10 protein-coding genes are annotated in these 13,541 nt (G+C 61.4%); 2 read left to right on the top strand and 8 right to left on the bottom strand.

All coding sequences use genetic code 11. From position 1 onward, the window contains the following. Nucleotides 1–35: 35 nt before the first annotated feature. Complete coding sequence (locus tag JP75_RS25465) at nt 36–1,451, bottom strand: exopolysaccharide biosynthesis polyprenyl glycosylphosphotransferase (RefSeq protein ID WP_051960843.1); 1,416 nt, start codon at nt 1,449–1,451, stop codon at nt 36–38. Between the two features lie 226 nt (nt 1,452–1,677). Here JP75_RS25465 and JP75_RS17300 point away from each other — a divergent pair, with 226 nt between their 5' ends. Then, nucleotides 1,678–3,363: a hypothetical protein gene (locus tag JP75_RS17300; protein ID WP_425277289.1), complete on the top strand. Its 1,686-nt coding sequence runs from the start codon at nt 1,678–1,680 to the stop codon at nt 3,361–3,363. 49 nt (nt 3,364–3,412) lie between these two features. On the opposite strand, the gene JP75_RS17295 is transcribed toward JP75_RS17300, so the two are convergent. The 7 genes from JP75_RS17295 to JP75_RS17265 all read right to left on the bottom strand — a co-directional run bounded on the left by JP75_RS17295 (nt 3,413) and on the right by JP75_RS17265 (nt 11,945). Then, on the bottom strand, nt 3,413–4,858 hold the full coding sequence (locus JP75_RS17295) for an aspartate aminotransferase family protein (protein WP_035085471.1): 1,446 nt from the start codon (nt 4,856–4,858) through the stop codon (nt 3,413–3,415). A gap of 11 nt (nt 4,859–4,869) precedes the next feature. Beyond that, a complete protein-coding gene (locus JP75_RS17290; protein WP_035085469.1) occupies nt 4,870–5,880 on the bottom strand; it encodes an NAD-dependent epimerase/dehydratase family protein in 1,011 nt (336 codons plus the stop codon). Nucleotides 5,881–5,936: 56 nt separating this feature from the next. Then, nucleotides 5,937–6,359, bottom strand: a complete 423-nt coding sequence (locus JP75_RS17285) for an EamA family transporter (protein WP_035085467.1) — start codon at nt 6,357–6,359, stop codon at nt 5,937–5,939. Between the two features lie 9 nt (nt 6,360–6,368). Then, nucleotides 6,369–7,706, bottom strand: coding sequence for an FAD-binding oxidoreductase (locus JP75_RS17280; protein WP_035085466.1), 1,338 nt, complete (start codon nt 7,704–7,706; stop codon nt 6,369–6,371). Beyond that, nucleotides 7,706–9,145 carry a UbiA family prenyltransferase gene (locus JP75_RS17275; RefSeq protein ID WP_035085464.1) on the bottom strand — a complete coding sequence of 480 codons (1,440 nt, stop codon included), beginning with the start codon at nt 9,143–9,145 and terminating at the stop codon, nt 7,706–7,708. The genes JP75_RS17280 and JP75_RS17275 overlap by 1 nt, the downstream gene beginning before the upstream one ends. 301 nt (nt 9,146–9,446) lie before the next feature. Continuing rightward, nucleotides 9,447–10,883, bottom strand: coding sequence for a lipopolysaccharide biosynthesis protein (locus JP75_RS17270; RefSeq protein WP_035085462.1), 1,437 nt, complete (start codon nt 10,881–10,883; stop codon nt 9,447–9,449). Between the two features lie 6 nt (nt 10,884–10,889). Then, a complete protein-coding gene (locus tag JP75_RS17265; RefSeq protein ID WP_035085460.1) occupies nt 10,890–11,945 on the bottom strand; it encodes an endo-1,4-beta-xylanase in 1,056 nt (351 codons plus the stop codon). A 237-nt stretch (nt 11,946–12,182) separates the two neighbouring features. Between JP75_RS17265 and JP75_RS17260 the strand changes: the two genes are divergently transcribed. Beyond that, entirely contained in the window at nt 12,183–13,508 is a 1,326-nt protein-coding gene (locus tag JP75_RS17260) for an O-antigen ligase family protein (protein ID WP_035085459.1), read from the top strand. Nucleotides 13,509–13,541 lie beyond the last annotated feature (33 nt).

Below are 13,541 nucleotides of genomic sequence, written 5' to 3'. Positions count from 1 at the left end.
AAATCTGCCCGCAAAATGCAAATCGGGCCCGGCGATTAGTGGGCGTTCTGCCGGGTGCGCGGGGAGAAAATAGTCAGGAGCACGATCCAGATATCGAGCAGCATGGACCAGTTCTCGGCATAATAGAGGTCGTGCAGCGTGCGCGCTTCGATCTTGTCCTGGGTGGACGTATTGCCGCGATGGCCATTGACCTGGGCCCAGCCGGTAATGCCGGGTTTGATGCGCTGGCGCTGCGCGTAAAGCTCGAACTTTTCCGACAGTTCGTCATCGTGGGAAATGGCATGCGGCCGCGGGCCGACCAGGCTCATCTCGCCGCGCAGCACATTGATGAGCTGGGGCAGTTCGTCGATGCTGGTGCGGCGGATGAAACGACCGATAGGCGTGATGCGCGGATCGTTGACCTCGGCCTGGCGCATGGCGCGGCCGCTTTCCATCACCCGCATGGAGCGGAATTTCAGGATATGGAAATTGCGGCCGTTAAAGCCGCGGCGCTCCTGGCGATAAAGCGCCGGGCCGGGGCTGGTCATCCGGATCGCAACAGCGACGGCCAGCAGCAGCGGAGAGAGCAGCAAGAGTCCAAAGCCGGCGGCGGCAATATCGAAACTGCGCTTGAGAAGATGCCCCACATCGTTGAGCGGCGCGCTGAGGACACGCACCGAATTGACCGAGCCCAGCGGCACGATATCGACAAGATCGACCTTCGGCCTCTCAAAACCGCGCGCCGGATAGAGCAGGACATTGAGCGCATAGGGACGGCACGGATCCACAATGGTCTCGATGGCCTCAAGGTCATTGAGATCGCCCACCAGCAGCACGTGCTGGCAATTTTTTTCGATGCAGCGGCGCGCAAAGGCGGCAATGGCTTCGGGCACAGGCAATTTGCCCGCCATGCCTTCGGGCAGGATGAGATCGGTCACGACCTGTCCGCCCTGCTGCCAGATGCGCGGGTCGGCGCGAAGCTGCGATATGGCCGTTTCGTCGCCGATGACGCCGATGCGCTCGACCTGGAACTGCCCCCGCGCCAGCATGGTGGCGATGCGGCGATAGAGATAGATGCGCAGAATGGTCAGGACGAATGGCGTGATGAACAGCCAGCCCCAGAAGGTGCGCCCCCAGATCAGATCCCAGCGCGAGACGGCCAGCGCCACGAGAAATGCGATGGCAGCGGCCGGGAACCAGCTCAGCACGGCATGGAGGGCATAGGGCTGACGCAGGTCGGCATAGGCCAGGAACTTGCGCGCGGCGCGCGACGCCAACACGCCATAGATGAGGCCGGCAGTGGCCCCCACGGCCAGAACGATCAGGATGTCATGGGCATAGGAGAGCATCAGGCTCAGCCCTGCGGCCGCCGCGCCTTCCACGGCCCCGACGATACCCCCCAGGGTCGCCCGTCCGGACAGCTTGAACCGCCGTCGCCGCCGCGCCTCTCGTCCTTCCAGGAGGATGCTCATCCCAAATCCGCCTGTCGCAAAGCACTTTTGTCCCAGGCTGTTTGTAGCACCAACCGCAGGAAAATTCAGTTCTGCCTTGGACTTGAGTTAATAGAGACAATATTACCGAACCCGTTAACTTCTTCTCCAGAATTAAGAATTGGGAAGGTCGAAAACCGTTAGTGTGTCGTTGCCGGAAAGTGGCGAGATATCAGCCGGTCAGGAAAGCAGGGGATAAGCGTGGTCCATGGCATCTGCGGGTCTGGGGGAGAGGGCACGTCGGACTGAACGGGCAGGCTTTTTGACACAGCCATTGCTCTGGCTGCTGCTGGTCCTATCCGCACTGGCGGGCCTTCTGGCGCTGCCCCTCGTCGTGCCCATCGGGCCGATGTACTGGGATACCTATCTTTATCTCGACGCCGCGCATCGTATTGCCAGCGGACAATTGCCGAGCGTCGATTTCTCCATGCCGGTCGGTCCGCTCGGCTATTATCTCTTTGCCTGGGGACTTGAGCTTTTCCCGGCAGCGCAACCCCTCCTGCTCGCGCAATGGGCGCTGCTCGTCGTCGCCGCGCCGCTCATGGCCGTGGTGCTCTGGGAGGTTTCGCGTCGCGATCGTGCGCTGTCGCTGCTGCTGCTCGGCCCCTTCCTTGTCTTCGCCATCGCGCCGTCCAATGCGCAATTCTATCATCCGCTGCCAGGTCTTGATGGTTTCGGCATCTACAATCGCCACGTGGTGGTCCTGCTCTATGTGCTGCTGAGCGGCCTCCTGTTCCTGCGCGAAGGGCGCACGCTTGCCCTCTTCTGCGGCGCCACCATGCTGGCGCTGTTTCTCACCAAGATCACCGGCTTTATCGTCGGCGGGCTTTTCTGCGCTCTGGCCGTACTGGCCGGGCGCATTAGATGGGCCAATGCCTTCCTCGCCGCCGGCCTTTTTCTTTTGCCTCTAGTTGCGCTGGAACTGCTGACCGGTATGGTTTCGGCCTATCTGCGCGACATTTCCGAACTCGCGGGAAGCAATTCATCGACCCTTCTGCCGCGCTTCCGTACCGTCATCACCAACAAGCTCGACGTCCTGCTACCGGCTGCGCTTCTGGCCCTGGTGCTGCTCGCGCTCGACTGGTGCGATGGATTTCAGCGCATCCTCGATAGCAGCTTTGTTTGGTTCTCCGTCGCCATTCTCGGCGGCATCATCTTTGAAACGCAGAATAGCGGCAGCCAGGAATTCATCTTCATCTGGCCGGTGCTCGCGCTCATTCTGGTACGTACCAAAAATCTCAAGGGCCATTTTCGGACTGCCGTCCTGGTGCTCGCCGCCTTCGCCATCGTGCCGACCATGACGACGATCATCTCCAAAAGTGTCAGGGCCTTCGCGGCGGGCGTGACCTATGCCCAGGTCGATGCACCGCTCCTCAAGAATATCGGTCAGGTGTCCGCGCGCTGGGACATGATCGAGCGCGCCGAAATGATCGGTGTGCACTATGCCGATTTCCGCGAGGCCTATGAGGATCTGGCGCGCAAGGACCAGCTCCCCAACTGGCAATATTTCGCCGATATCGACAATCAGGTGCAGTGGGTGCTGTCGGCCGAAAGCGCGGTCGAAGCGCTCCTCGCCTTCGAGGCTGAAAACAATGTCAGGCTCGAGGGCCTCATGACCCTCGACTTCACCGATCCCTTGCCCTGGATTCTGGATCGCCAGCCGACGCCACATCTCCAGATCGGCGCCGATCCCACCCGCACTTTCGGCGCCCTCAAGCCCGAGACCAAGGCCGCTATCGAAGCGGCCGATGGCGTCCTGCGCGCAAAATGCCCGGTCACCTGGGCGCGGCGGGATATCGAAGCAACCTTTGCTGAGGCGCTGGCCGGTCGGCAGGCAATCGCGCTCAATCCCTGCTGGGACCTTCTCATCCGCGACGGTATTCTGCCATCATAGCAAAGTGAAAAGGCCGGGCTCCGGCCCGGCCTTTTTTCCTGCTCGTGCTTTAGCCCACCTGGGCCCGCACGAAATCCGTGACGATCTTCACCACACCGCGCGCCAAAACCTCGTCGAGTGCAGTGATGAATTCATCGACATTTTCGCGCGTGCAGATCAGCGGCGGCTCTAGCCGGATGACGTTGCGGTTGTATTCGGTGAAGGCGACGAGCACGCCGTGATCGCGCAGCAGGTGGCTGCCGATGAAGCCGGGCAGCGAACCCTTCAATTTGTCGTCGAGCGCCGCCACGACTGGACGTAGGACCATGGGCAGGGTCTGCGAAAAATCGTGGAATTCAAGGCCGACCATCATGCCGCGGCCACGCACTTCTTTCAGCAGGGTGGGGTATTTGGCCTGCAACCCCCGCAGCTTTTCGATCAGGTAGTCGCCCGTCTCGGCTGAGTTGTCGATCAGGCCTTCATCGTAGAGCACATTGAGCGCTTCGATCGAGGTGATCGAAGCCTCGCCGATGCCGCCAAAGGTGGCCATGGCATGGATCATCGCGGTCTTTGAAGTGCCATAGGCCTTCATATAGACCTCGCGGCTGGCGATCATGGCGCCCATGGCCGCCTTGCCGCCGCCGAGCGACTTGGCGAGGGCCGTCACATCGGGCACGACGCCATAGTGTTCGAAGGCGTAGAATCTGCCGGTGCGGCCAAAGCCGCATTGCACTTCGTCGGCCACCCAGAGCACGCCATACTTGTCGCAAAGGGCGCGGAGTTTGGTCCAGAATTCGGCCGGCGCCTCGATGATGCCGCCGCCGCCCTGCACGGTTTCGAGCACGATGGTGCCGATGGTCGGGTCGGACTTGAAGGCTGCCTCGATGGCGTCGATGTCACCAAAGGGCACACGGAAAGTATTGTCGGTCAGCTTGAACTGGCCGCGATAGAGGGCGCCATCGGTGATCGAGAGCACGCCCTTGGTCTTTCCGTGGAAGGAATTTTCCGCATAGACGATCTTGGGACGGTTCGGGCCGGCAGCACGTTCGGCAACCTTGATGGCCGCTTCCATGGCTTCGGAACCGGAGGAGCCGAGAAACACCATATCGAGATCGCCCGGCGAGCACGCGGCAAGATTGGCGGCCAGCGCGGTCGCATATTGCGAGAGGAAGGCGATGGCGATTTCCTGGCGCTTTTCCTCGGCAAATTTCCTGCGCGCTTCGAGAATGCGCGGATGGTTGTGGCCGAAGGCGAGCGAACCAAAGCCGCCGAAGAAGTCGAGGATCTTTCTGCCGTTCTGGTCGAAATAGTACATGCCCTCGGCACGCTCGATTTTCACCTTGTGGAAGCCCAAGAGCTTCATGAAGTGAAGCTGGCCGGGATTCATATGCTCGGTGAAAAGCTCGTTGATCTTTTTGATGTCGAGCGCCTTGGCGTCTTCGACCGTCAGAAGATCAGGTTTGACCGTCCTGGTTTCGCGCGCCGGGGCGTCGGAGAGTTTCATCACACTGCTCATGGGCGGTCTCCTCAGGCGGCCTTGGATTGCGTTGCGGCCGTCGGCTCGGCACCGGCCAGCTTCTTGCGATATTCGGTGTAGGCGGCGACGAGCATGTCCTCGTCGCGATATTGCGGCACCCAGCCCAGTTCCCGTTCGCCCTTGGAAACGTCGAGAATGCACATCTCGTCGGCGATCAGATATTGCTCGGGGTCCATGATCGGCATGTTCATGAGATCAAGCAGGTCGAGCGTTCGCTTGACCGCCCAGCCCGGCGTCGGCACCAGCAGCGAGCGCGAGCCGGCATGCTTGATCAGCTTGGTGAGAAGCTCGCGCGTCGTCGGGGGATTGAGCGAACCCAGGTTATAGACCTCGTTCGGCACGCCGGCGGTAAAGGCGGCATGGGCCGCCGAGGCGCAGTCGAAGACCGAGATGAACTGATAGGGGTTCTTGCCCGAACCGATCATCGGCACCGGCAGGTTCATGTCGACCAGCTTGAAGAGTTTTGCGAGAATCCCGAGGCGTCCCGGCCCGATGATCAGGCGCGGACGGAAGAGGGAAATGTTCATGCCCTTTTCGCGCCATTCGGCAGCGAGCAGCTCGGTCTTGTATTTGGAAAGGCCATATTCCCCGAGCGGGGCGCAGGGATGGTCCTCTTTCTGCGGCCAGGTATAGGTGTGGCCATAGACCATGTCGGTGGTGAAATGGACGAGGCGATTGGCGCCGGCCTTGTCCATGGCGCGGATGATGTTTTCGGTGCCGTAATAGTTCACCGGAAAGAAGAAATCGTGCCGCTTGGCCCGCACCTGAATGGGCGAGAGCATTTTGGCCGAGAGGTTATAGACCATGTCGTCCGGCTTGATGCCGAGATCGCGCACGGAAACGTCGCTCGTGACATCGGTCTTGACGAACTGGACATCGCGATAGTGCGGCAGGTCCGACCTGACGATATCGGCCACGATAACCTCGTGACCGGCATTGAGAAGACGCGGGGCCAGATGCCGGCCAACGAAGCCATCACCGCCGAAGATAATGTGTCTCATGTTTCGTTCCGCCCTATCTGTGAAAACTATTGTTGTTGGCTTGAATCATCTGGCGATCAGGTCCGCGCCTGATCGAGGCTGGCGACGGTCTCAGTCGCCTCGACATGCTTGGTTCCGCCCTGCGCGATCAGCACCGTGCCGACGCAGATGAGCGCAATGCCGGCGATCTTGAAGGCGCCGAGGTCTTCCTTGAAAACCAGCCAGGCAAAGATGGCGACGGCCACATAGGCAAGGCTCAGGAAAGGATAGGCGAAGGAGATATCGACCTTGGAGAGCACATAAAGGTGCGAGGCCATGGAGATGACGAAGGTCACGAGCCCGGCAAAAACCCAGGGATTGAAGACGATCTGGAAGATGCGCAAGATCGCCGTATCCGCGGTAAAGCTGATCGAGCCCATCGAGCTCATGCCGGCCTTGAGCATGAGCTGGGCGGCGGCATTGGTGAAAACGGTGAAGAGGATGAAGGGCAGGTAGGTCATGTTTGTCCTCTATTCGGCGGCCAGGGCCGGCGCCTCGGCGGAAAGGCTGAGCGCGGTGCGCCGCCAGAAATCGGATGAGAAGCGCTTGTCGCGATAGCGTTCGAGCTCGGTCCATTCGGGAAAGCCGGCTGCAAAGGTCGCCGCACTCATGCGCTGGTCCTTGTAGGGATTGACGCGCCCGCCGGCTTCGACGGTCAGCGCATCGAGCCTTTCGAGCAGCTTTAAGGTCGAAGCTCCACGGTTGGAAAAGTCCATGGTCAGCGTGTAGCCGGGCCGCGGGAACGAGAAGAGGCCGGGCGAAGCCACAGCGCCAAAGCGTTTTAGGACGGTCAGGAAAGAGGCCTGACCGTCCTTGCGGCTGGCGTCGAGCAGTTGCGGGATAACCGAAGGGGCGGAAGCGAAGGGAATGATGCTCTGGTGCTGGTAGAGGCCCTTGGGACCGTAGAGCCGGTTCCAGTTCCCCACCGCATCGAGCGGGTAGAAGAAGCTGCCATAGGCACTGAGGGTCTTCTTGCCGCTCTTCCGCGCCTTGGCGTGGAAATAGGCGAAGTTGAAGGCCTTCAAACTCCAGCCATTGAGCATGGAGAAGGGCATTTCGAAGGGTACGGTGAGCCGGGTCGCCGACTTCGCAGTCTGGAAATTGCCGTTCTGCGCGTGGTTGCCAGTAAGAATCACGCCGCGATTGGTCGGGGCCAATTGGTCGACCCAGGCGACGGCATATTCGTTGGCGGCGTCTGCAGCCTCGGCGAGCTCAAAATAGCGTTCGAGATCGGCAAAGGGCGTGATCTCTTCCTCGACATCGAGCGATCCCACGCGCATCAGTTTTATGCTGGCGCTGAGCACGATCCCGGTCAGCCCCATGCCGCCGATCGTGGCGGCGAAGAGCTCCGCATTCTCGCTCGGCGAGCAGGCATAGCGCCGTCCATCCGAGCGCAGCAGGTCAAAGCCCGTGACGTGACAGCCAAAGGTGCCGCGCACATGGTGGTTCTTGCCATGCACATCATTGGCAATGGCCCCGCCCAGGGTGACGAAGCGCGTGCCGGGGGTAACAGGCAGGAAAAAGCCATGCGGGGCGGCGTGGGCGATGATTTCTTCGAGCGTGGCGCCGGCTTCCGCCTTCAGCACGCCGCTCGAAATATCGAGATGCAGGATGTCGCGGCGCGAGCGCATCGGCACCAGCGCGCCACCCTCATTGTGGCAGCTATCGCCATAGGATTTGCCATTGCCGAAGGCGAGAAGGCTCGGTTCGTCGCTGCTCCCATCGAGGCTCTCCATGGCAAGATCAGGCGCCAGAGAGCGGCGCGAATGGCGATCGATGCGCCCAAAGCTGTCGAGATTGGCCGCCATCAGATGAAATTCCCCGCGATCATCAGCAGGGCGCCGAAGGCGACGAAAATCTGGCTGCGCCAGTCCGTGGCGATGAAGACCACCGGGTCGTCATGCATCTCGCGCCGATAGGCGAGGATCCAGATGCGAATGACGATGTAGAGGACGATCGGCACCAGCGGCCAGATCAGCCAGGGCGAGGAATAGTAGCCGATGATTTCCTGGCTCTGGATATAGAGCGAGAGCACGAGCGTGGCGGTAAAGGCGGAGGCGATGCCGGCCTGGCCGACAATGGCCATATCCTCGGGCCGATAGCCGCGCCCGGCAATGCGGTCGCGCTCGCTGACCTTGGAGGTCTGCAGCTCCACATAGCGCTTCACGAGCGCCAGGGAGAGGAAGAAGAACATGGAAAAGGCGATGAGCCAGAAGGATAGCGGCAGGTCTGCCGCGGCCTTGCCGCCGATGATCCTCAGCGTATAGAGGCCGGCAAGGCACAGCACGTCGATCAGCAGCATGCGCTTAACCGCCAGCGAATAGGCGGTGGTCGACACGACATAAAGGCCGATGACCAGCGCAAAGACGGGCGGAAGAAAGACGCAGACTACGACCGCGATCGCGATCAGCCCGGCCGATACGGAAAGCCCGAAGGGGATCGACAGCGTGCCATTGGCGAAGGGCCGATTGCGCTTGGTCGCGTGCTGGCGATCGAGCGGCAGGTCGAGAATATCGTTGATGATATAGATGGCCGAGGCCGCGGCGCAGAAGGCGACGAAGGCGCCGAGCGAGGGCAGCAGCACCTCGGGATTGGTGATCTGGTGCGCCAGGATGGCCGGGGCGAAGACCAAGAGGTTCTTCAGCCACTGATGCACCCGCAGCATCTTTACATAGGTTTTCCAGCTCGGCTTGGTGCGCTCGAAACGGCGGGCGCCGCTCGTCTGCTGATAGCGGTGAGCCGTCCGGTCCGGTGCGACGACCACAGCCGCGCGCGCGACCTTGAAGACGGGAATATCGGCGCGGTCATTGCCGGCATAGTCGAAGCCGCCCTCGCCAAAATGCTCGACCAGCAGGGCCGCCTTGCGGTGGGCGGCAAGGTTGGTGTCGCGGCTCGATGCATGAAAGGTGGTGAAAATGCCGAGATGGGCGGCAACGGCGCTGGCAAAGGGCTCGGCCGCCGCCGTCACCAGCACGATTTCGCGGCCGGTCGCCTTTTCGGCATTGAGAAAATCCAGAAATTCCTGGCGATAGGGCAGGATGGCGGCATCGAAATCCACGCGGCTGGCGATCTCGGCCTTGAGGTGCGCCTTGCCCGCCATGAGCCAGACCGGCAGCATGAACAGGAACAGCGGGTTCTTCTTGAGGAGCTGGAAAATGCTTTCCCACAGCAGGTCGGCCGATATCAGCGTGCCGTCGAGATCGACGGCCAAAGGCAGATCTTTGCTGTTCTGTACCCGCACGTTCATGTCGCACCCTGTCCCACAAGACCGGCGCGGCGACTGTTTCGCTGACGCGCAGCGATACCAAGCCAACCTCGCCTGTCCGCCAGGCGCTGTCCTGCACCCGGCCTGACGCCCATTCTTGGGCTTTGTATTTTGGGCGGAGCTCTTGCTCTTCGCGAAAACTGCCGCCCCGAACTGGCGTAAATCTAGCGGCTCAACTTGTTAATTTGGACTAATGCGCGGGGTTTAGCTCGGCCGGAACAGTCGATCTCGGGGCCATATCTTGCATCAGGGTTTAGGGATCCTTGGCGGAATCCGTAAATTTTTAGCGACCGGCGGGAAGCGGCGACGAACGCGTCCGCAGCGTCTTCAAACGGCTGCGGATACCGGCAATGTCGAGCGCATAGGCGCAGAGCCCATAGGTGAGCACACCGACAAGGACCGGGAGCGCAATATCCAGCACACCCATGTCCGGCAGGGCGCGATCGACGAGATAGGTGGGAACCGCCATGCCCAGCGTCGCAAGGCCCACCTTGAGGAAGGGGCGGGGATCAAGCGGCAGAGGATAGGCGCGGCGCGTCAACAGATAGCCGATGACAATGCCCGCGGCTTCGGAAATGACCAAGGCGAAAGCTGTTCCCATGAGGCCGAAGCGCGGCACCAGAATGAAAAGCGCCAGCGCATTGATGACGAGAATGGCAAGGCCCTGCGCCAGCATCAGGCCGGGCGTCTTGCGGATCTGGAAGCTGACATGCAGCAGTTGATAGGAAAAGGAGCGGAAGAGCCAGGCCAGCGCGATGAGCGGAATGAGGTTTGCCGCGTCGAGCCGGAAATCGGCGCCGAGCACGAGCGAGGCGAGCTTGGCGGCAATGATGGCGAGGCCCGCAACCGCCGGAGCGAGCACGCCCAGCAGCATTTCCGTGCTGTCGACCAGGTGCCGGTCAAGCTCGGCCTTTTCGCCCCGCGCTAGCAATTGCACCGCGATCGGCGCCACCGCCGTGCCGATGGCGACGCCGGGAAAAAGGATGATCTGGCGCACGAGATCGGCTGATGCGCCGTAAATGCCCGCCGCATGTTCGCCCAGAGACCCGGCAAGGACAAAGCGATCGAGCATGGATTGCAGCACGAAGACCGCGCCGGAAACGGTCATGGGCAAGCCGAAGACCAGCATGGCGCGCAGCATGGCCGGATCAAACGGTTTTCTCGGGCTCTGCCAGACCATGGAAGCGAAGATGAGGCTCGTGGCGAAATAGGAGGCCATGACGCTGAGCACGAGGCCCGCGCCACCGAAATCGAAGACCAGCACCAGCACGAGGGAAAGCGCCAGCGCCAGCGCGGCGCGGATCACGGTGGCCCAAAGATAGGGAATCGTCTGCTGCCTGGCCCTGAAGGTTTCGAGATAGAATTCGAAAAAGCCGATGCCGAAGGCGAGGAGGATCGCGGCCAGCAGGTAGTCCTGATATTGCGGCGCGAAGGCCGAAATGGCGAAGTAGAGGATCGGAACGAGCGGGATCAGCGCGATGAAGGCGAACCCGGTGGTCGCCCGCAGATCGGCGCCGTCATCATGGGCGGTAAACGGCACGACTGAGGCCTTGATCCAGCCAAAGGCCAAGGACGAGATCATGGCCGCAATGGAAAAGCCGATGATGTAGATGCCATATTCGGACGGACCGAGCAGGCGCGTGAAGATCACCACCGAGGCAAAGCCGAACATTGCCGAGACAATATTGGCGAGCATGTATGAGGAAACCTGCCGGACCATCAGCCGCTATTCTGCACAAAAATCTTGAATGACCTGCATCAGCGGCTTGGGCCGGAAATCGGCATCGAGCGGCAAGGGCCGATTGGGCATGCCGTCGTCGCGGCTGAACCAGATCGGCACCCAGGTATGTCTGTCGCTGATGCCCCAGGTCAGCACGGCTTCGGGCCGCTTGGCGGCGCCGATAGCGTCGAGAAAATCCTTGGCGCGCTGGGCGATGATCCCGTCGCGCTCGATCTCGGGCCCGGGCAACAGATTGTCGATGATATCGAGTTCGGTCACCATTATCGCCAGGTCCATCGATGCCAGTTCGGCGACGAAGGCCGTCAGTCCGGATTTATCGATGGCGATTTCGCCCTGCAAGTGTCCCTGGAGCCCGATGGCGTGCAGCGGAACGTCGCGCGCCTTCAACTCGCGAATGAGGTCGAGAAAGGCCTTGCGGCGGGCGCGGGCCTTGTCGGTCGGCTGTTCGAAGTCGAAATCGTTGATCACCAGCCGCGCATCGGGATTGACCTTGGCGGTCGTGCGCAGGGCCAGTTCGATATAGTCTTTGCCCAGATGTCGCTGCCAGACGGAGTCGCGGATCGGCGCCTCGCGTGTCGGATGGTCGGCAATGGGTTCGTTGACGACGTCCCAGCTCGAAATGCGGCCCTTATAGCGGCCAACGACCGTTTCGATGTGCCGCACTAGCTCCGTCCGGGCTTCCTCGGCTGAGGCGATGGTCTCGACCCAGTCGGGCATGGCCGCATACCAGGCCAGGGTATGCCCACGCATCTCCAGTCCATGCTCCTCGGCAAAGGCCAGAAGCCTGTCGGGCTGGTCGAAAACAAAACTGTCGCGGTCGGGCCGCAGGTCGATCCATTTGAGTCCGCCTTCGCCGACGACCACCTGGCAATAGTCGAGCACGGCCTTTCTATAGTCCGGCTCTTCCAACATGGGGTCGATGCGAATGGCGGCCCCATAGGGGATGGTCGTTCGCCCGGTTTGCGCGACGGCACCCTGCGGCAGGACATAGGGCAGGGCGCCCGTGCCCAATGCACCCAAGACGAAGTCTCGCCTGCGCATGAAAGATGCCCTTTGTGTCCCCGCGCAACCGCGCGCATAGATGCCTTTATCCACCATAGCGGCATCGGCCGGAAATCTCACCCTTCCAAGCGGGGGACCGTTAATGTGGGGCTAATCGTGGCCCCGGCATGAAGGAATTATCCAGACTTTCCTGTCAGGCTTTTGCCACCCTGGTGCGGGGGTCGATACCGCCTGCCACGGGGACGAGAATGCGATTGGCTCCCATGGGAGGCGCCGGTGTCTGACCCAAGCGCGGAAACATATAACCCCCAGGGTGGGTGGTTTGCGTCCGCGCTCTTAGTCCTGGTTTTCCTCTATTTCTGGATCGGGCTCGACCCGCTGCCCAATCCGGCCAGCAGCGCCCAGCTTGCCGCCTATGGCGAAAGCTCAAATGCCTTCAACCAGTTGATCGTGCTCGGCATGTCCGGGCTGGTGCTGGTCATGCTGTTCCTGCATCCGGCGCGCGACCTCGCGATCCGCGCCTATGGTCCCCTCGCGCTGGTGTTCTTCTGGATCGTGCTGACGATCTTTTTTTCCGACACGCCCGATGCCGCCCTGCGGCGCACCATCTATTCGGCGCTCGTCATCCTCTCGGCCAGCGCCGTGCTGTTGCTGCCGCGCGACAATGCGCAATTTGCAAAGCTCGTCGGCATCTGCATCTGCCTGGCGGTGGCGCTCTCCTATTTCGGTGTTCTATTCATGCCGGCCCGCGCCATCCATCAGGCGACCGACGCGGCGGAAGCTGCGTTGGCCGGGGATTGGCGCGGCCATTTCGGTCACAAGAATACGGCTGCGGCCGCCATGGCCTTTGCGGTTTTCTTCGGCCTCTATCTTTTTAGGATGAAAATGTTCTGGAGCGGGCTGACGCTGACAGTGCTCGCAGCCTTTTTCCTCCTCAGCTCTGGTGGCAAGACCTCGGCCGCCATGCTGCCGGCCGTGCTGGTTGCTGTCTGGCTCTTCGAACGCCTCGGCATGTTCCGCCTGCTCTTCGTCGGTGGCGGTCTGTTCCTCATCAATTTCGTCATTCTCTCCGTCGCGGTATCCCCCGAGATCAACGCCTTCGTCACGGGTCTCGGGATCGATGCGACCTTTACCGACCGCACCTCGATCTGGCAGCTGGCAGTGTCGTCCATCGGCAGCCGGCCTTCTACAGGCTACGGTTTTCAGTCCTTCTGGCAGACCGATGCGCTCTTCTACGGCAATGCCTCGGCCTCGACCTGGGCGGTCACAGCGGCCAATGCCCACAACGCCTATCTCGACCAATTGATCAATGGTGGCTGGCCGCTGCTGATCCTCGTTTTGATCTGGCTCGTCGTTCTGCCCTGCCGTCATGCATCCGTGGCGCTGGCGCGCGGCAGCGACAAAGACCTGACGCGGCTCTATCTCCGCATCTGGATGTTCGGCCTCTTCACCAGTTGCTTTGAAAGCCCGTTCTTCGAGAATTCCGGTCCGATCTGGTTTACCATGCTGATCGCCGTTTTCGGGCTGCGCTTGCAGGCCCATGCCGATCTGGTGGAGAAACCCCAGATAGCGCCCGGCGATCTGCGTGCGGCGCTATCCTGAGAGCTTGGGCGCAATGGCTTCGAACCAAACGGC

Source organism: Devosia riboflavina (assembly GCF_000743575.1).
In the GTDB taxonomy this organism is placed as follows: domain Bacteria; phylum Pseudomonadota; class Alphaproteobacteria; order Rhizobiales; family Devosiaceae; genus Devosia; species Devosia riboflavina.
Note: the sequence above shows the minus strand (reverse complement) of the source record. Positions and strands in the feature narration are given on the sequence as shown.